Below are 18,810 nucleotides of genomic sequence, written 5' to 3' on the forward strand. Positions count from 1 at the left end.
AAACGGTGCACAATTGCCGGGTGGCGGCTACGCCTTACCCGGCCTACAAAATACCGCACATTTAAAGGTGCGCCTCAATATACCGCTGATAGCGGTTCGCCTTCAGGTAACACAAATCCACCAGCACCAGCCCGTCAACGCAGTTGTTGAACGCCGGGTCGCTGCCAAAATCAATAAACTGCACGCCGCCGGGCTCGCACAGCTCGGAATATTGCTTGTAGAGCGGCGGAATGCCGCAGCCAAGATTGCCGAGCAGGGATTTCAGCTTCGTCAGATCGTCTACGTAATCCACGCCGCCAAACTGCGCCAGCACGTCCGGCAGGGATGCGGGATAGGGCTGGCGCGAGGCGGCGAGCGGATGCGTCGCCGGGAACCACAGGCGGTAAAAGGCGACCAGCAGATCCCGCGCGGCAGGCGGTAAGCCGCCGGAAATCGAGACCGGGCCAAACAGGTAGCGGTAGTGCGGATAACGCGCCAGATAAGCGCCAATGCCGGACCATAAATAGTCCAGGCCGCGGCGCCCCCAGTAGCGCGGCTGAATAAAGCTGCGCCCCAGCTCAATGCCGTGTTCCAGCACGTCCTGCATTTTGTCGTCGTAGTGGAACAGGCTATAGCTGTACAACCCCTCAACGCCGCGCTTTTCGATCTGCATGGCCGTCGGCATAAAGCGATAGGCCCCGACGATCTCCAGATCCTCCTCATCCCACAGGATCAGGTGCAGATAATCATCGTCGTAGCTGTCGGTGTCCCGGCGTTTGCCGCTCCCTTCCTCCACCGCGCGAAAAGCAATCTCGCGCAGGCGGCCCAGCTCCCGCAGCAGCGGGGCGTCTTCCTGAGCGTTGCGCTGCCAAAGATAGATGGTTTTACCGTCGCTGGTTTTGCCCAGAGATTCGGCCTGCGCCAGCGCGCGCTTCAAAGTGGCCCGGTCTTCCGGACGGGCAATCGCGCACTGGGTTTTAAAGACGCCGGGCACTCCCTTGCCAAGACGCATCACGTGCTGACGGCACTGTTCGGCCATCTCACGCGACGAAAGGGTGGCGCTGTGCCAGTGATGCCACGCAATCTGCTGGCCGATTTTAATCGGCAGCTGGCTGTGGCGGCGGCGGAACATCTGCTGCATCAGCAGCAGCATCGACAGCGTCGGAGAGACCAGCGTGCTGGCGTAAAAGAGCAGGCTGTTGTGCGCCTGAATATGCACCGGCAGCAGCGGGACGCGCAGCTTGCCGGCGAGTTTGATAAAGCCAGAGTGCCATTTCTTATCGCGAATGCCTTTGCGCGTGGGGCGGGAAACTTCGCCTGCCGGGAAGAAGATCAGTACGCCCGCGTTTTGCAGGTGCTGTTCCATCTGCACCAGCGACGACTTCGCCGTCCTGCCGCCCATATTGTCCACCGGAATAAACAGCGAGCTGAGGGGCTCAAGGTGGGTCAGCATCCGGTTGGTCACGACTTTAACGTCGCGCCGCACGCGGGAGACGGCGTACAGCAACGCCAGACCGTCCAGCGTACCCGTCGGGTGGTTGGCAATGATGACCAGCGGGCCATGTTCGGGGATTTGTTCGAGATCGCGGGCGGAAACGGTGCAGAGAATATCCAGGTGTTCCAGAACCTGCTCCACCATATCCAGTCCTTTCAGATGGCGGTGGGCGGCGGCAAACTGCTGAAACTCGTCTTCGTAGAACAGTCTTTTTAACAGACTTTTTTGCCAGGGTGCGGGCCTCGCCTGAGGCCAAAGATCGTCGAGAACGCTATCGAGGCTAAACATGGTCACTCCTCCTGCCGTCTTGCGAAGACAGTAGAGGGCGCAGATGTCGGTTGTATTGCAGTTGGGTGAAGATTTGAGCAGAGAGCAGGCCGGGTAAGGCGAAGCCACCACCCGGCGCTAAAGCGGATTAACGCAGAATTTTCTTCTCGGCCAGATCCAGGGCGAAGTAGCTGAAGATCAGATCCGCGCCGGCGCGTTTGATCGCGCCCAGGCTTTCAAGGATCACTTTCTCTTCGTCGATCGCCCCTGCCAGCGCGGCGAACTTGATCATTGCGTACTCGCCGCTCACCTGGTAAGCGCCCAGCGGCAGCTCGGTGCGTTCGCGGATGTCGCGCAGGATATCAAGGTACGCGCCAGCCGGTTTTACCATCAGGCAGTCTGCGCCCTGGGCTTCATCGAGCAGGGATTCACGAATCGCTTCGCGGCGGTTCAGCGGGTTCATCTGATAGGTTTTACGATCGCCCTTCAGCGCCGTGCCGGCTGCTTCACGGAACGGGCCGTAGAAGGAGGAGGCAAATTTGGTGGAGTAGGACATGATGGCGGTGTCGGTGAAACCGGCCGCGTCCAGCGCCTGACGAATCGCCTGAACCTGTCCGTCCATCGCCGCAGACGGTGCGATGAAGTCCGCACCCGCAGCGGCCGCGACGACCGCCTGCTTGCCGAGGTTCAGCAGGGTGGCATCGTTATCCACGCCGTGATCGCACAGCACGCCGCAGTGGCCGTGAGAGGTATATTCACAGAAACAGGTGTCGGACATCACCACCATTTCCGGCACCGTCTCTTTGCAGATGCGGGACATGCGGGCGACGAGGCCATCTTCCTTCCACGCGTCGCTGCCGGTGGCGTCGGTATGATGGGAGATGCCGAAGGTCATCACCGAGCGGATCCCCGCGTTGGCGATACGTTCGATCTCACGCGCCAGATATTTCTCCGGAATGCGCATGACGCCCGGCATGGCCTCGATGGCTTTGTAGTCATCGATCTCTTCTTCAACAAAAATCGGCAACACCAGATCGTTTAAGGTCAGGGTTGTCTCTTCAAACATAGCGCGCAGTGCAGGTGACTTGCGCAGGCGGCGGGGACGTGCAATTAAATCGGTCATGGTATGCCTGATGTTTGTGGAACAAAGAGGGCTAGTGTACCTCAAAGTGGCGACGGGTGTTTTACTAAAGTGGGCATTTTGCTTTTGCGAAATGCAGCAGAAGAGTTTGCCAGTTACCAATAATATATAATGCAGGACAGTATAACGCTGAGAGAAGAATGAGATATTTGTGTTATTTCTATATGGAAATGAATGTATCATTAAAAATGATTTATTATTTTTTATGATATTTCCCTGATTGCTTTGCCCGTGCATTAACATTTTGTTTTTATAATATTTATTTTATGACGCCCTGTGCGTTGTGGTCTGGAACTGTTTTTTGTCTGAATGCGGACTTAATGGAAACATTCATTGAACCTTTTCGAAATGAAACTGCATAATTCCCTCCGCAATTAAATATTGCAAATTCATTGATGGACAAACTTGCTTACGTCCCTGAGGAGGGATGACCCAATGCAAACATGGAAAAAGAAACTCGTTGTATCTCAACTTGCATTAGCCTGCACCCTGGCTATCGCTTCTCAGGCCAATGCGAAGGATATTTCCGGTACGACATATAATACCTTCGGATACGATAATACAGCGACCACTCCCTGGTATTATGGCTATGCCGACTGGGATTTCTCAGATGCCATCCACGATGGTGATATTTACCCGGTGATTAATAAATCCACCGTGAATGGTGTTATTTCAACGTACTATCTCGATGATGGCATCAATGGTCGGGCGAATGCGTTGAGTATTTCCAACAGCACCATTAATGGCATGATTACCTCTCAGTGTATGACCGCCACCTGTGCTGATGGTCTGGATGCCGACGGCACCCAACATGCTCAATACGATCGTTTTAGCCTGACCGTTGATAATTCCACCATTAACGATACGTATGAACATTATGCGTATGATGTTGTGAATGGGGAAAATACGGAAAGACACTATCTGGATACCTATGATATGGGTAATGCGATTACCCTGGATGTGGAATCAGATATTGTTATCCAGAATAATTCTCACGTCGCGGGGATTACCCTGACGCAGGGGGATCAGGAACGGGATAATACCCCGTACGACGGCGTTGAAGGCGTAGCCAACAGCAGCAAGGTCTTTACCGACACGCTACTGGTAAAAGATTCGGTACTGACTTCCGGTGCGTACCGCGATTTAGGTACCAGCGGATTCTACGGCCAGACTGCGAAGCCGAGCGACTATAGTGAAACCGACGCGACAGGGGCAGATGATGCCGCGCTGATTGTTACCGCCAGCGCGTCTGATAACGCGATGCAGACCGCTGCCACGTTCGATCACTCCACCGTTACGGGCGACATCCTGTTCTCCAGCACCTTCGACAACAACTTCTACCCGAACGGCGATCCGGCAACCGATACCACCGAAGACGGCGTCTATAACCCTACCACCAACGGCTGGGACGGCACCGATAAGCTGGATGTCACCCTGACCAACGGCAGCAAATGGGTCGGTGCTGCGCAGTCCAGCGTTGAGGCTATCGGCACGACGCAGATGTATGGCCAGGGCTACAGCAACGTAGACTGGCGCACGCTGTCCCCGAACAGCATTTGGCCGGATTCCACCTATGACAGCAACGCACATGTTGCGGGTGAAGCAGTGTATCAGAGCGGTCTGTTTAACATTGCGCTGGATAACGGCTCCGAGTGGGATACCCGCAAGATGTCAAACATTGACACGCTGACGGTAAACAACCAGTCTCAGGTCAATGTTGAAAACTCAGGCCTGCTGGCGGATACCATCACTCTGACCAATGCGTCCTCATTGAACATCGGCGACAACGGCGGCGTGGCCACCGACCATCTGTATCTGGACAGCGATAGCCGTGCGGCACTGACGGAAGAAACGGCCGAGCTGTATGCCAACACCATCACCGTGGATAACGGTGCAGAGCTGGCGCTGGGTCTGGGCCAGGTTGATACGCACACCATGGTTCTGACCGATGGCGGCGTGCTGAATGTTGCCAGCCGCGATTACGTGCTGAACAGCGATCTGAACAACGCACGCTATATCACTAACGACAAGCGCAGCGCCGATTATGACTACGGCGTAGTGGCCATTCACTCTGACGGCCATCTGGCGGTGAACGGTGACGTCGCAGGCAACTATAAAGTCCGTATCGACGACGCGACCGGAGCAGGTTCCGTCGCTGATTACAAAAATAAAGAGATTGTCCGTGTCTATGACAATAACGCGGATACGGCGGCCAGCTTTACTGCCGCAAACAAAGCTGATTTAGGTGCTTATACCTACCAGGCGCAGCAGCAGGGTGACACCGTCGTTCTGCAGCAGAAAGAACTGACCGACTATGCCAATATGGCGCTGAGCATCCCTTCTGCTAATACCAATATCTGGAATCTGCAGCAGGATACCGTAGGTGCGCGTCTGACCAACAGCCGTCACGGCCTGGCGGATAACGGCGGGGCGTGGGTGAGCTACTTCGGCGGCAACTTCGACGGTGACAACGGCGTTATCAGCTACGATCAGGACGTGAGCGGTATTATGGTGGGTCTGGATACCCAGATTGACGGTAATAACGCGAAGTGGATCGTCGGTGGTGCGGCAGGTTTCGCGAAGGGCGATATCAGCGATCGTACCGGTCAGGTCGATCAGGATAGCCAGACGGCGATGATCTACGCGTCAGCGAAGTTCATGAACGATCTTTTCCTCGACAGCTCCCTGAGCTACACCCGCTTCAACAACGATCTCTCCGCTAACATGAGCAACGGTCAGTATGTTGACGGCAATACCACCAGTGACGCTGTTGGCTTTGGTCTGAAGCTGGGCTATGACTGGAAGCCAAACCTCTCTGGCTACGTAACGCCATACGCAGCCGTATCGGGTCTGTTCCAGTCAGGCGATGATTATCGCCTCAGCAATGACATGCGCATGGATGGACAATCATACGATAGCCTGCGTTATGAACTCGGTGTTGATACGGGTTACACCTTCAACTACGGCGGCGATCAGGCTCTGACCCCTTACTTCAAACTGGCCTGGGTTTATGACGACGCCGATAACAATGCCGATATTAACGGTGACAGCATTGATAACGGCGTGAAAGGTTCAGCTGTTCGTGTTGGGCTGGGCACCCAGTTCAGCTTCACGAAGAACTTCAGCGCTTACACGGATGCCACATATCTTGGCGGCGGCGACGTTGACCAGAACTGGGGCGCAAACCTGGGTGTGAAATATACCTGGTAATGAATAAAGCGGGGGAGGGGGTATCTCCTCCGCTTTTTAGCGAAGCAATAAAAATAATATTGAACCGACAAATACGGATGACTTGAGGTCTGCATGAACGTTAATGCGAAACCACTTTCTGAATTACGCCGGCTCGAACAGGGGTTAATAGCAGCCAGTACCCCTTTTACATGTGCACCCCAACAATTAATTACGTCGGGCGAATCGAATGAGCCTCGCACGATCGTATTACAAACCGGCGTTATTGAGATCTATCGCCCTTCTGATGAACTTCTGGTGGGGATTGCGACTGCCCCCTTTATTTTTGGTCTGGCTACGGTGATGATTAATCATTCACAAGAATACAGAGTGATTGCTAAAACGGCCTGTACCGGTTTTTATTTATCCACAGAAACTACCCGACAACAAATCCAGCAATTTTCACTGTGGAAAGAGGCCTTCAGCTGGTTATCCTGGATAAATTACATTCTTGAGAAGCGCGATAAGCAGCTGGTTGGCAATAACTCCTATCACCAGATCCGCGCGATGCTGCTTAATATGGCCGAGTGGGATGAAACGCTGCGTTCAAAAATCGGTGTGATGAATCATATTCAGCAAAGCACACGCATTTCACGTTCTGTTGTTGCCGAAGTTCTGGCCGCCCTGCGACAGGGAAATTATATCAATATGAGCCGGGGCAAGCTGGTCAGCATCAACCGCTTGCCCACGGAATATTAATCTCAGTTGGATGCGGTAAGCACCTGGGCTTTATTGGCACTCAATTCCGCCACCAGGTTATTAACACCGTCACTCATATTGACGAAACGCGTATGCGGGGAGCGAGTGACCACCACAAACGCGCCCACGTTCGACTGCGGAATCATAGCCATATAGGTGATGAATCCGCCGCCGCCGCCGGTTTTCTGAATAATCCCCGGCCGGCCATTTTTCGGTGCCATATAGACCCAGCCCATGCCGAGCGCATCGGCTTTACCCGGCACGTCCATCCCGATGACCCGATGCAGCTGAGTACGCTGATAAATCAGGGTCTGCATACGGTCGGCCTGGCTGCTGCGAGAGTAGAAATCCGAAGAAAGGAACTGCTGCATCCAGCGCATCATGTCGCCAGGCGTGGAGTAAACCCCGCCGCTGCCCACGGCCGCCAGCGTGTTATTACAGGGGCTGGCGCCTTTCTCCGCCACCATCAGGCGACGACACTGGTCCGGGGACGGGGTGAACGTGGTGTCTTTCATGCCGAGCGGACGGGTGATCTGCTCTTCAAACAGCTGGGTGTAGGGTTTGCCAGCCGCCGTTGAGAGGGCATCCGCCAGCAGGTCAAACGCCAGGTTTGAATATGAGGCCTGCGAACCCGGCGCCGCCTTCAGCGTGGCGGTACTCAGATAGCTCCAGCGCTGGTCGCGCGTTGGCCAGACGAATACGTCACGATGCGCCGCGCCGCCTGGCTGTTCACGCGGCAGGGCGCTGGTGTGGGTAGCAAGGTTCACAAGCCGGATCGGCGTACCCTGATACGTGGGTACCCGGGCGCCTGGCGGCGCGTATTTGCTGAGCGGATCGTCGAGCTTCACCACGCCCTGATCGAGCAGTTTCACCAGCATTTCGCTGGTCATCAGCTTGGTTAAGGATGCGATGCGGATAACGGAATCCAGCTGCGGGTGAACGTTATTGCCCGGGCGCGTTTCGCCAAAGCTGCGAAATACACGCTGGTTTCCGTCGATAACGACCATCGCCATACCGGTCGCGCCGCTGCCGTAATAGATAAGGTTCGCGTAGCGATCGGCAATATCTGAAGCTAAAACGGGAGCCGTCAGCGGTTGGGCTGCCTGGGCGGTAGAAAAGCTCACCGCACACAGCGCGGCAAAAGAGAGCAGACAACGTTTCAACGAAAAGCATCCATGAAGTGAATGAGGAAAGTAATGGGTATTTATACTACTAATCGGTACCGTGCAATGCCCCGAATTGCATAACGATAGCGAGAAAAACGTAACCATGGGTAAATATGAACAATTTACTTGCGAGCCATCTCCCATTTTGTGACATCGGGCTTATGATAGGCACCAGTGTCACTCAATCTTACGGAGAACGGTATGTCTGAGAAGCGTGTGGTTATGGTTGTCGATATGCAAAACGGGGTGTTTGAAACCCCTCGTCATCAGCGCGAAAAGTGTGTCTCTCTGATCAACCAGCTTACGCAGGCAGCCGATACGGTGATTTTTATACAGCATACCGAGGCCGGGGGGCTGGAAGAGGGGAGTGCAGGGTTTGCGCTACTGCCTGAACTCCATCAGCCTGCTGGTGCGCTTTACGTGACCAAAACGGCCTGCGATGCCTTCTACAACACCGGGCTTGAGGCGCTGCTGCGGGAGCAGGGCATTCGCGAGTTTGTCATCTGCGGCTGCGCCACCGATTACTGCGTCGATGCGACGATCAAGAACGGCGTCAGCCGGGGTTATCACATTACCGTTGCCGAAGATGCCCATACCACCGCCAACCGTCCGGCGGCTGACGCACAGATCCTGATTAACCATCACAACGACGTCTGGCGTAACTTCATTGCGCCAGCGAATCCTCTCGCGGTGAAACGCACCGAAACAATTCTTGAAAACTGGAAAGCGAACTAATAATCAACCCGTGGGTCTGACCTTTTTGCCCGAGCCGGGAGGCTGGCTCGGGCAGGTTTTCGTGTGGTGACGTGTTGTACACAGCAACAGCCATAACAACAAGAAGGAAGCATTATGTTTAAGTCTTTTTTCCCAAAGCCGGGACCTTTTTTCCTGTCGGCATTTATTTGGGCACTGATCGCTGTCATTTTCTGGCAGGCGGGCGGCGGCGCATGGCTGACGCGCATCACGGGGGCGACAGGCGAGGTGCCGATTAGCGCGGCGCGCTTCTGGTCGCTCAGCTTTATCGTATTTTATGCCTACTACACGGTATGTGTGGGGCTGTTTGCACTCTTCTGGTTCAAGTATTCTCCGCATCGTTGGCAGGTTTGGTCGATTTTGGGATCTGCGCTGATCATTTTCGTTACCTGGTTCATGGTGGAAGTGAGTGTTGCAATTAATGCATGGTATGCACCCTTCTACGATTTGATCCAAAAAGCGCTAAGCGCCCCGAATAAGGTTCCGATTGGTGAACTCTATGCCAGTCTCGTTAGTTTTACCGGCATTGCCATGATTGCAGTAACAGTGGCAGTGCTGAACAATTTCTTCGTTAGCCATTACGTTTTCCGTTGGCGTACAGCTATGAACGAATATTACATGGCAAATTGGCAACGACTGCGGCACATCGAAGGTGCTGCACAGCGTGTACAGGAAGACACCATGCGTTTTGCCTCAACGCTGGAGGACATGGGGGTCAGCTTGCTTAATGCTGTGATGAAACTTATCGCTTTTTTACCGATTCTGATTGCACTTTCACCCCATGTGCCTGAACTTCCAATTGTTGGTCATTTACCCTATGGTTTGGTTATTGCCGCACTGGTCTGGTCTCTTATGGGAACGGGGCTTCTTGCTGTGGTGGGGATCAAATTACCGGGGTTACAATTTAAAAATCAGCGCGTGGAAGCGGCTTACCGTAAAGAACTCGTTTACGGTGAGGATGACCCATCACGAGCTGCGCCACCAACGGTAAAAGAGTTATTTCAGAACGTCCGTTTTAACTACTTTAAGCTCTACTTCCACTACATGTATTTCAACATAGCTCGTATTTTATATCTTCAGGCCGATACTGTTTTTGGAATAGTCCTGTTGTTCCCGTCAATTGTTGCAGGGACAATTACCCTGGGACTGATGACCCAAATTACTAACGTTTTCGATCAGGTCAGAAGTTCATTCCAGTACCTGATCAGCTCCTGGACCACGCTGGTGGAACTGATGTCCATCTACAAACGTCTGCGCAGCTTTGAACGCGAGCTGGACGATCGTGACCTGCAGGAAGTCACCAACACATTGAGCTAATACAGGACGTTGCTATGCCTTTTGCCGTACCGCGCGCGTTACCGTTGACCATACTGGCCGCTTTTGTGCTGGCAGGCTGTGCCGAAAAGGGGGCCGCTCCGCTCAAAAAGGGCGAGAAGCCCGTTGATGTGGCGAGCGTTGTGCGGCAGAAAATGCCCGCCAGCGTGAAAGATCGCAATGCGTGGGCAGACGCGCTGGCAAAAACCTTTGAAAGCCAAAAGATTGCGCCGACCGAGGAGAACATCTGTTCGGTGCTGGCGGTGGCACAGCAGGAGTCGATGTACCAGTCAGACCCGGCTGTGCCGGGGCTGAATAAAATCGCCTGGAAAGAGATCGACCGCCGCGCGGAGTCCATGCATATCCCGGTGTTCCTCGTGCATACCGCGCTTAAAATCACCTCGCCGAACGGCAAAAGCTACAGCGAACGGCTGGATACGGTGAAAACCGAAAAACAGCTTAGCGCTATTTTCGATGATTTCATCAACATGGTGCCGATGGGGCAGAAGCTGTTTGGCTCACTGAACCCGGTCCACACCGGTGGCCCAATGCAGGTAAGCATCGCGTTCGCGGAGAAACACACCGACGGCTATCCGTGGAAAATCGACGGTACGGTGCGCCAGGAGGTCTTCTCCCTGCGCGGCGGACTGTGGTTCGGCACGTATCACCTGCTGAACTACCCGGCGAACTACGATGAGCCGCTGTACCGCTTTGCCGACTTTAACGCAGGCTGGTATGCCAGCCGTAATGCGGCATTCCAGAGTGCGGTCAGCCGCGCAAGCGGCGTTAAGCTGGCGCTGGACGGCGATCTTATCGCCTACGGCAGCAGCGAAGCAGGGAGCACCGAGCTTGCCGTACGGAAATTATCGACAACGCTTGGCCTGAGCAATAGCGACATTCGCCGCCAGCTTGAGAAAGGCGATAGCCTGGCCTTTGAGAAAACGGATCTGTACAAGAAGGTGTTTGCGCTCGCAGAGCAGAAAAGCGGGAAAACGTTACCGAGGGCTATCCTGCCGGGTATTCAGCTGGAAAGCCCGAAGATCACGCGTAACCTGACCACCGCGTGGTTCGCGAAACGCGTGGACGATCGCCGGGCTCGCTGTATGGGGCTTTAATGGCGACGGCGAAAGCGCAGGACGAGCGCGACAACGCCTAAAATCATGCACCCCGCGAGGAAGGGGATCAGGCCGAACAGGGTGCTGACGCCAAAGCCAATCTCAACTCGCGGGCGTCCGTTATCCTGCACCTGCATCAGGTGTTCATAAACGCCAGGCGCATGGACCAGCATATTGAGCAGCTGCGAGCCAGCCCAGAAGCAGAACAGAACAAACAGGGCATACGCGATATTACCCGCCGTGGAGGTTTTTGGTTTTCCGCCAAAAATCGGTTTCGACAATGTAAAGTCAGCCATGATGACCTCCGGATAAATCGCTCTGTTAATACGCTTCGTACAGGGTGAGTTTGACAGGTCATCGCATTTGTCAATATCAGAATCGTGGTAATTTACGCGCCGGAATCCTCCTGGATTGTTGATTTCTGCAGCACGTCACAATTTATTAACTTAAGTGAAATTGCGTCGCGTTTCAGAATTTCCGTATCTGCCACAGACCTGGCCGTAAAACTGTGAGAGGATGTCTTTTTTTCCTGCCGGAGTTGTTATGAAGCTCACGTCCAAACTACGCCGTGACTGGCACTACTACGCCTTCGCTATCGGGCTGATCTTTATTCTTAACGGTGTCGTGGGCCTGCTGGGGTTTGAGGCAAAAGGCTGGCAAACCTATGCCGTTGGGCTGGTGACCTGGGTTATCAGTTTCTGGCTGGCGGGGTTGATTATCCGCCGCCGTCCTGAAGAGACGACAGCGGATGAGGCAGCGTCGGCGAAGCGCGCCGACTAACCGTTTACGGAACTTTTAAGCGCGCTGTCGGCAGCGTGACGCTCCAGCGCCAGTTCGATCAGGCGGGTGATCAGTTCCGGGTAGCTCAGGCCGCTCGCCTGCCACAGCTTCGGATACATGCTGATGTTAGTGAACCCCGGCAGCGTGTTGATTTCATTGATCACCACCTCGTTTTCCGCCGTCAGGAACACATCCACGCGCGCCATGCCGCAGCAGCCGAGCGTCTGATAAGCGCGAATGGCGATCGCCCGGATCTTATCATTAACCGCCGGATCGAGATCCGCAGGCACGACAACCTGCGCGCCTTTATCATCAATGTATTTGGTGTCGTACGAGTAGAAGTCGCTGTTTAAGACCACTTCGCCGCAGGTGCTCGCCTGTGGAAAATCGTTGCCCAGCACGGCGCACTCAATTTCACGGCCTTTGATGCCCTGCTCAACCACCACTTTATGGTCGAACTCAAACGCCAGGCGGACGGCCTGGGTGAACTCAGCTTCGCTTGTCACTTTGCTGACGCCCACGGAGGAGCCCTGGTTTGCTGGCTTCACAAACAGCGGCAGACCCAATTCAGCGCTAATCTGCGCGAAGCTGTGCTTGTCGCGGTTGGCGCGGGTGAGCGTCACAAACGGCGCGATATTCAGCCCGGCGTCGCGCAGCAGGCGTTTGGTGACGTCTTTGTCCATGCACGCGGCGGAGCCGAGTACGTCCGAGCCGACGAACGGCAGGTTGGCCATGCGCAGCATCCCCTGCAGGGAACCATCTTCCCCCAGCGTGCCGTGAACGATAGGGAAGACGACGTCGATCTGGGCGAGTGCCTGAGCATTGCCGGCATCGATAAGCTGCCCCTTCGCGACGCCGGGTACGGTGGCGACGCTAATTTCTGAAGGATTCAGGGCGATATGGGCCGGATCGTGAGCATTCAGCAGATACTGGCTGGCATCGTTAACGTGCCACTGGCCCTGCTTATCAATGCCCAGCAGCACCACGTCGAAACGGCTTTTATCGATCGCATCAACGATATTTTTAGCCGATTGCAATGACACTTCGTGTTCCGCTGATTTTCCCCCAAAGACAATACCTACGCGCTGCTTAGCCATCTCACTCTCTTCCAGTCTGACGAAAAGCCAATAACATACCACGATGCCCGGCGGGTTTCGCGACCTTCTGCCATAATGTTTGGGGGAATGTTCAGGGGGGCGAGTGAAAGGAAAAACGCTGCTGACCGTTTTGATTCTTATCGCCGTCGCAACGGTGGGTTACCGCTGGTTGCCGCCTTACTACAACCCTTTCATACCGCTGACGCTTGACGATCCGCCAGGCCGAATCACCCAGTATAAGCTTCGGCGCTTAACGCCCGAGGCCTGCGCAAGCCTGCTTGCGCAGGCTAATCAACGCGATCTCATCCGCACCCAGCCGGTCGCTGACAGCGCCGGGGAATGCCCGCTGAGCGACGTCGTGCGCGTGCGCAACTTCGGCCCGGTCGGCCTGAACGGCAGTTTTCTTGCCAGCTGTCCGCTGGCGCTCAGCTCAGCCCTCTTTATCAGCCAGCAGGCCCGGCCGCTGACAAAACGCTATACGGGCAGCGACCTCGCGCGTATCGATCACCTCGGCAGCTTTGCCTGCCGCAATATTTACCACCGCCCTGACGCGCGCCGCAGCGAGCATGCCACGGCGGAGGCGCTGGATATTGCCGCTTTTCGTCTGGCGAACGGCGACCGCGTCACGGTGCTGAACGGCTGGAAGGCGGCCACGACGCAGCCCTGGCTGAAGGCGATGCTGGCGGCAAGCTGCGGGTACTACGGGAACGGTCTGGGGCCAGAGTACAACGCGGCGCATGCCAACCATTTTCATCTCGGAATGCGCGGTTTTGGCCTGTGCCGGTGAAGCATAATATTCCGCCAGAAAATGGATGAATTGTGACTTATTTCACAAATATGATGACTGGGAAGATAAAACACCAAAGTCGGTCAGGCCGCATCTCTGGTGCGACGTTAACACGCGTAACTTGCTAATCTGACGGCGAATTCGCCTAAAAATGAAGACTATTCTGTATGGAATCCTGGAAAGTTAATCTCATCTCGGTCTGGTTCGGTTGCTTCTTCACCGGGCTGGCCATCAGCCAGATTTTGCCGTTCCTGCCGCTGTACGTCTCGCAGCTGGGGGTCACCTCGCACGAAGCGCTCTCCATGTGGTCCGGCCTGACGTTCAGCGTCACCTTTCTGGTTTCCGCGATTGTGTCACCCATGTGGGGCAGCCTGGCCGATCGAAAAGGCAGAAAACTGATGCTGCTGCGCGCCTCGCTCGGGATGGCAATAGCCATTCTGCTGCAGGCCTTCGCCACCAACGTCTGGCAGCTGTTCTTTCTGCGGGCGGTGATGGGGCTGACGTCCGGGTATATTCCAAACGCCATGGCGCTGGTCGCCTCTCAGGTGCCGCGCGAGCGGAGCGGCTGGGCGCTGAGCACGCTCTCCACGGCGCAGATCAGCGGCGTCATCGGTGGCCCGCTGCTGGGGGGCTTTCTGGCGGACCACGTCGGACTGCGCGCGGTATTTATCATCACTGCGGTTCTGCTGGTGGTCAGTTTTCTGGTCACGCTCTTTCTGATTAAAGAGGGAGGCCGCCCGGTTATCAGTAAATCTGAACGCCTGAGCGGCAAGGCCGTTTTCGCCTCGCTGCCTTATCCGGGGCTGATGATCAGCCTGTTTGTCACCACCATGGTGATCCAGCTCTGTAACGGTTCGGTGGGGCCGATACTGGCGCTGTTTATCAAGTCAATGGAGCCGGAGAGCACGAACATCGCTTTTTTAAGCGGCATGATTGCCGCCGTGCCGGGCGTATCCGCCCTGATTTCCGCGCCGCGTCTCGGAAAACTGGGTGACAGGATCGGTACGGCGCGCATCCTGATGGCGACGCTGATCTTTGCGGTGGTGCTCTTCTTTGCGATGTCGTTCGTCACCTCTCCGCTTCAGCTTGGCGTACTGCGATTTCTGCTCGGCTTTGCCGATGGTGCCATGTTGCCTGCGGTACAGACCCTGCTGGTCAAATATTCCAGCGACCAGGTGACGGGGCGTATTTTTGGATATAACCAGTCATTTATGTATCTGGGGAATGTTGCCGGTCCGCTTATTGGCGCCTCCGTTTCCGCGATGGCCGGTTTTCGTTGGGTATTTGCGGCGACGGCGATTGTCGTTTTAATCAATATTATCCAGCTGGCTATTGCGCTGCGACGCCGCAGACAAATGGCGGAGGCGAAATCGGCGAGATAACGCTTTCTCAGATGTATTATATATTCTTATGGTAGCCGCATTTTTATATAACAAAATGCGGCGTCTTTTTATAGAAAAACGTTTCGCTCACGGCGAGATCTCTTTATTTCCGTTTCTGTATCACTTTTGCATACCATAATTAATTTCTTCTCTTTGCATTATGGATTCAGAGTGATAACGTCAGATAAAACTGAAAAGGAACTGGCACGATGAAAAACCTCATTGCTGAATTGCTGGTCAAGCTGGCACAAAAGGAAGAAGAGTCAAAAGAGCTGGTGGCCCAGGTCGAAGCGCTTGAAATTGTGGTCACCGCGCTGCTGCGACAAATGGCGAAAACCGATCAGCAGGCGTTGATTGAGAGCGTGGAAGGCGCGCTGGAGAGCGTCAGGCCTGAATCGCAGGTACCGGTTGAAGATGCTGAGATGCTCCACCAGTACGTAAAGAAGCTGTTAAGGCATCCTCGCAGCTAAACCGTCACAGGACGTAACGACGTGTCATAGAATTGTCATGCAGGATGCCTATAGTCGCTCTGTTTTTATTTTTATGTATTTTTACATGGAGAAAATAAATTGAAACAGAGCGCACTTTTCATCGCATTACTTCCTCTGTTAATTACCCCTGCCATTTATGCTGACACGACGCAAACCAGCGTCCTGGATAATCGTGCGGCAAAAGGGGATATCACCCAGCCCGGCGGCGCGCGCCGATTGTCGGAAGATCAAACCGCCGCCATTCGCGCTTCGCTTAATGAAAAACCGGCGAAAAATATTATTCTGCTGATTGGCGATGGAATGGGTGATTCCGAAATCACGGCGGCGCGAAATTATGCCGAGGGGGCGGGCGGCTTTTTTAAAGGTATCGACGCATTACCGCTGACCGGACAATATACCCACTACGCGCTGGATAAAAAAACCGGTAAACCGGATTACGTAACGGACTCTGCGGCCTCGGCCACGGCGTGGTCCACCGGCGTGAAAACCTATAATGGCGCGCTGGGCGTGGATATTCACGAAAAAGATCGTCAAACCCTTCTGGAGATGGCAAAAGCGGCGGGCCTGGCGACCGGGAACGTCTCCACCGCTGAACTTCAGGATGCGACGCCTGCGGCGCTGGTGGCACACGTGACCTCGCGTAAATGCTACGGCCCGTCAGTGACCAGCGAAAAATGCCCAACGAACGCGCTGGAAAAAGGTGGCAAAGGCTCGATTACGGAACAGCTGCTGAATGCGCGTCCTGACGTGACGCTGGGCGGCGGCGCGAAAACCTTCGCGGAAACCGCGACGGCGGGCGAGTGGCAGGGCAAAACGCTGCGCGAGCAGGCGCAGGCGCGCGGCTATCAGCTGGTGAGTGACGCAAATTCGCTGGCGGCGATAACCGAGGCGAACCAGGACAAACCGCTGCTGGGGCTGTTCTCTGACGGCAACATGCCCGTGCGCTGGGAAGGTCCAAAAGCCTCATATCACGGCAATATCGATAACCCAGCAGTGACCTGTACGCCTAACCCTAAACGCACGGACAGCCTACCGACGCTGGCGGCGATGACCGATAAAGCGATCGATCTGCTGAGCAAGAGCGAAAAAGGGTTCTTCCTGCAGGTTGAGGGGGCGTCGATCGATAAGCAGGATCATGCGGCAAATCCGTGCGGTCAGATTGGCGAAACCGTCGATCTGGACGAAGCGGTGCAGAAGGCGCTCGCGTTCGCGAAAAAAGACGGTAACACCCTGGTGATCGTCACTGCGGATCACGCGCACGCCAGCCAGATCGTTCCGCCAGATACCAAAGCCCCTGGCCTGACGCAGGCGCTCAACACCAAAGATGGCGCCGTCATGGTGATGAGCTACGGCAACTCTGAAGAAGAGTCCATGGAGCACACCGGCACCCAGCTGCGCATTGCCGCCTACGGCCCGCACGCGGCCAATGTGGTAGGCCTGACCGATCAAACGGATCTGTTCTACACCATGAAGGCGGCGCTGGGTCTGAAATGATAAATTCCCGGCGGAAATCACATCTGCCGGGTGGTTTTTTTCCTGTCACGAACCAGACTTACAGGGAATGTTCACAAAAGGATGGTGCAATGAAAACAACATTACTGGTTACTCTGCTCTCCGGCCTGTTCCTGGTCGCATCGGCGAACGCGGAAGAGAAAACGTTAACGCCGCAGCAGCAGCGTATGACCACCTGTAATCAACAGGCGACGTCTCAGAGTCTGAAGGGCGATGCCCGCAAGACCTACATGAGCGACTGCCTCAAAAACGGCGCTTCAAAGCCAGCTGAAAAAAGCCTGACGCCTCAGCAGCAAAAGATGCGCGAGTGTAATGCCAAGGCAACCGAGCAGTCCCTGAAAGGGGATGACCGCAGCAAGTTCATGAGTGCCTGCCTGAAGAAAAAAGTGTAGTTCGAACGGGTGAGCGGCTCCGGCGGCTCACCCGAAATTTCATACTTTCCCCGCAGACCCCCTCTCTATAATTTGGGAAAATGTTTCAGAATATTCCCAAAAATGATGAATGATGAAACGTATTACAACACAAAGCGCATTCGGGAAGAGTGGAATTTAACCCTTTCTCAGGATGACCCACACCGCGCCGGCATTCAGTTTGCCCGGCGCGTTCGGCTGGCGCGCGCCGTGGGGCTGGCGGCGATGTTTTTCCCGGTTGCGGGGATGCTGGTCACCCATTTTTTATCCGGCGGCTGGTGGCTTTTACTGGTCGGGTGGGCGTTCGTCTGGCCCCATTTCGCCTGGCAGTTATCCTGCCGGGCCGCGTCACCTCATCAGCAGGAAGAGTTCAATCTTAAGATCGATGCCATTATTGCCGGGCTCTGGATCGGCGTGATGGGGATGAGCGCGTTACCCTCGGCAGCGCTGGTGATGATGGTCGGAATGAATATGATGGGCTCCGGGGGCTGTCGTCTGTTTATCCCGGGGATCCTGCTGACTCTGCTCTCCGCGCTGGTGACGCTGCCGATTGTTGGGCGCGTGGCCGTCTTCAACCCCGACCTCGTGGAGTGGAGCTTAACGCTTCCCGTACTGGTGCTTTATCCCATGCTGTTTGCCTGGCTCAGCCACCGCACCGCCGTCAGGCTTGCGGAACATAAACAGCGGCTGGAAATGATGAGCACCCGCGACGGCATGACCGGGGTCTATAATCGCCGACACTGGGAAATGCTGCTGCGAAATGAATTTGAGCATTGCCGCCGCGATCGCTGCACCGCCACGATTTTACTGATTGATATCGACCACTTTAAAAATATCAACGATACCTGGGGGCACGCCGTGGGGGATGAGGCGATCATTGCCATCACGCGCCAGCTTCAGATGTCGGTACGGTCAGGTGATGCTATCGGCCGGTTTGGCGGGGATGAGTTTGCGGTTATTATGTCGCAGACCGCAGCGGAAAGCGCCATCGCCGTCATGTCCCGGGTGCATGAGCGGCTGGAAACGCTGTCGCTACCGTGCGCGCCAAAAGAGGCGCTGCGCATCAGCGTGGGCGTTGCCCCCTGGGGGCCGCAGTTTGCACATTATCGGGAATGGCTAAAGGCGGCTGACGTGGCGCTGTACAGGGCGAAAAATGCCGGGCGCAGCCGCACCGAAGTGGCCGCCTGACGCCCG

17 protein-coding genes are annotated in these 18,810 nt (G+C 55.2%); 12 read left to right on the forward strand and 5 right to left on the reverse strand.

Annotation, left to right across the window (positions count from 1 at the left end):
- Positions 1 to 61: 61 nt before the first annotated feature.
- On the reverse strand, positions 62 to 1,762 hold the full coding sequence (gene olsF, locus BFV67_RS04355) for a bifunctional ornithine lipid synthase OlsF (RefSeq protein WP_069597918.1): 1,701 nt from the start codon (positions 1,760 to 1,762) through the stop codon (positions 62 to 64).
- Between the two features lie 127 nt (positions 1,763 to 1,889).
- Positions 1,890 to 2,864, reverse strand: coding sequence for a porphobilinogen synthase (gene hemB / locus BFV67_RS04360; protein WP_021241687.1), 975 nt, complete (start codon positions 2,862 to 2,864; stop codon positions 1,890 to 1,892).
- 453 nt (positions 2,865 to 3,317) lie between these two features.
- Between hemB and BFV67_RS04365 the strand changes: the two genes are divergently transcribed.
- Both BFV67_RS04365 and BFV67_RS04370 read left to right on the forward strand, forming a co-directional pair.
- Positions 3,318 to 6,092, forward strand: coding sequence for an autotransporter outer membrane beta-barrel domain-containing protein (locus tag BFV67_RS04365; protein WP_069597919.1), 2,775 nt, complete (start codon positions 3,318 to 3,320; stop codon positions 6,090 to 6,092).
- Positions 6,093 to 6,185: 93 nt separating this feature from the next.
- Positions 6,186 to 6,809: a helix-turn-helix domain-containing protein gene (locus BFV67_RS04370; RefSeq protein WP_008503292.1), complete on the forward strand. Its 624-nt coding sequence runs from the start codon at positions 6,186 to 6,188 to the stop codon at positions 6,807 to 6,809.
- A gap of 2 nt (positions 6,810 to 6,811) precedes the next feature.
- Here the strand turns inward: BFV67_RS04370 and ampH are convergent, their stop codons facing one another.
- Positions 6,812 to 7,972 carry a D-alanyl-D-alanine-carboxypeptidase/endopeptidase AmpH gene (gene ampH / locus BFV67_RS04375; RefSeq protein ID WP_008503291.1) on the reverse strand — a complete coding sequence of 387 codons (1,161 nt, stop codon included), beginning with the start codon at positions 7,970 to 7,972 and terminating at the stop codon, positions 6,812 to 6,814.
- 204 nt (positions 7,973 to 8,176) lie between these two features.
- On the opposite strand from ampH, the gene BFV67_RS04380 reads away from it, so the two are divergent.
- The 3 genes from BFV67_RS04380 to BFV67_RS04390 all read left to right on the forward strand — a co-directional run bounded on the left by BFV67_RS04380 (position 8,177) and on the right by BFV67_RS04390 (position 11,157).
- Positions 8,177 to 8,710 (forward strand): isochorismatase family protein, encoded by a 534-nt coding sequence (locus tag BFV67_RS04380; RefSeq protein ID WP_069597920.1) that lies wholly within the window; start codon positions 8,177 to 8,179, stop codon positions 8,708 to 8,710.
- A gap of 114 nt (positions 8,711 to 8,824) precedes the next feature.
- Positions 8,825 to 10,045, forward strand: a complete 1,221-nt coding sequence (sbmA, locus tag BFV67_RS04385; RefSeq protein WP_069597921.1) for a peptide antibiotic transporter SbmA — start codon at positions 8,825 to 8,827, stop codon at positions 10,043 to 10,045.
- Positions 10,046 to 10,059: 14 nt separating this feature from the next.
- Positions 10,060 to 11,157 carry a DUF1615 domain-containing protein gene (locus tag BFV67_RS04390; RefSeq protein WP_045408005.1) on the forward strand — a complete coding sequence of 366 codons (1,098 nt, stop codon included), beginning with the start codon at positions 10,060 to 10,062 and terminating at the stop codon, positions 11,155 to 11,157.
- Here the strand turns inward: BFV67_RS04390 and BFV67_RS04395 are convergent.
- Positions 11,154 to 11,453, reverse strand: a complete 300-nt coding sequence (locus BFV67_RS04395; protein WP_021241681.1) for a DUF2755 family protein — start codon at positions 11,451 to 11,453, stop codon at positions 11,154 to 11,156. The two genes, BFV67_RS04390 and BFV67_RS04395, sit on opposite strands and share 4 nt — an antisense overlap.
- A gap of 247 nt (positions 11,454 to 11,700) precedes the next feature.
- Here BFV67_RS04395 and BFV67_RS04400 point away from each other — a divergent pair, with 247 nt between their 5' ends.
- Entirely contained in the window at positions 11,701 to 11,937 is a 237-nt protein-coding gene (locus BFV67_RS04400; RefSeq protein WP_008503286.1) for a DUF2754 domain-containing protein, read from the forward strand.
- Here the strand turns inward: BFV67_RS04400 and ddlA are convergent.
- Positions 11,934 to 13,034, reverse strand: coding sequence for a D-alanine--D-alanine ligase (gene ddlA, locus BFV67_RS04405; protein WP_021241680.1), 1,101 nt, complete (start codon positions 13,032 to 13,034; stop codon positions 11,934 to 11,936). The genes BFV67_RS04400 and ddlA overlap by 4 nt on opposite strands.
- Before the next feature lie 103 nt (positions 13,035 to 13,137).
- Here ddlA and BFV67_RS04410 point away from each other — a divergent pair, with 103 nt between their 5' ends.
- The 6 genes from BFV67_RS04410 (at position 13,138) to adrA (ending at position 18,804) form a co-directional block, all read left to right on the forward strand.
- The gene (locus BFV67_RS04410; RefSeq protein WP_069597922.1) at positions 13,138 to 13,821 is read left to right on the forward strand and encodes an extensin-like domain-containing protein; all 684 of its coding nucleotides are present in this window, start codon (positions 13,138 to 13,140) and stop codon (positions 13,819 to 13,821) included.
- Positions 13,822 to 13,988: 167 nt separating this feature from the next.
- Positions 13,989 to 15,203 carry a multidrug efflux MFS transporter gene (locus BFV67_RS04415; protein WP_008503282.1) on the forward strand — a complete coding sequence of 405 codons (1,215 nt, stop codon included), beginning with the start codon at positions 13,989 to 13,991 and terminating at the stop codon, positions 15,201 to 15,203.
- Positions 15,204 to 15,412: 209 nt separating this feature from the next.
- Positions 15,413 to 15,673, forward strand: a complete 261-nt coding sequence (gene iraP, locus BFV67_RS04420; protein WP_023293178.1) for an anti-adapter protein IraP — start codon at positions 15,413 to 15,415, stop codon at positions 15,671 to 15,673.
- Positions 15,674 to 15,772: 99 nt separating this feature from the next.
- Positions 15,773 to 17,188 carry an alkaline phosphatase gene (gene phoA / locus BFV67_RS04425; RefSeq protein WP_045408001.1) on the forward strand — a complete coding sequence of 472 codons (1,416 nt, stop codon included), beginning with the start codon at positions 15,773 to 15,775 and terminating at the stop codon, positions 17,186 to 17,188.
- Positions 17,189 to 17,277: 89 nt separating this feature from the next.
- Positions 17,278 to 17,598 (forward strand): phosphate starvation-inducible protein PsiF, encoded by a 321-nt coding sequence (psiF, locus tag BFV67_RS04430; RefSeq protein WP_008503278.1) that lies wholly within the window; start codon positions 17,278 to 17,280, stop codon positions 17,596 to 17,598.
- Positions 17,599 to 17,700: 102 nt separating this feature from the next.
- Positions 17,701 to 18,804, forward strand: coding sequence for a diguanylate cyclase AdrA (gene adrA / locus BFV67_RS04435; protein ID WP_069597923.1), 1,104 nt, complete (start codon positions 17,701 to 17,703; stop codon positions 18,802 to 18,804).
- Positions 18,805 to 18,810: the final 6 nt, after the last annotated feature.

Source organism: Enterobacter roggenkampii (genome assembly GCF_001729805.1).
Classification (GTDB): Bacteria; Pseudomonadota; Gammaproteobacteria; order Enterobacterales; family Enterobacteriaceae; genus Enterobacter; species Enterobacter roggenkampii.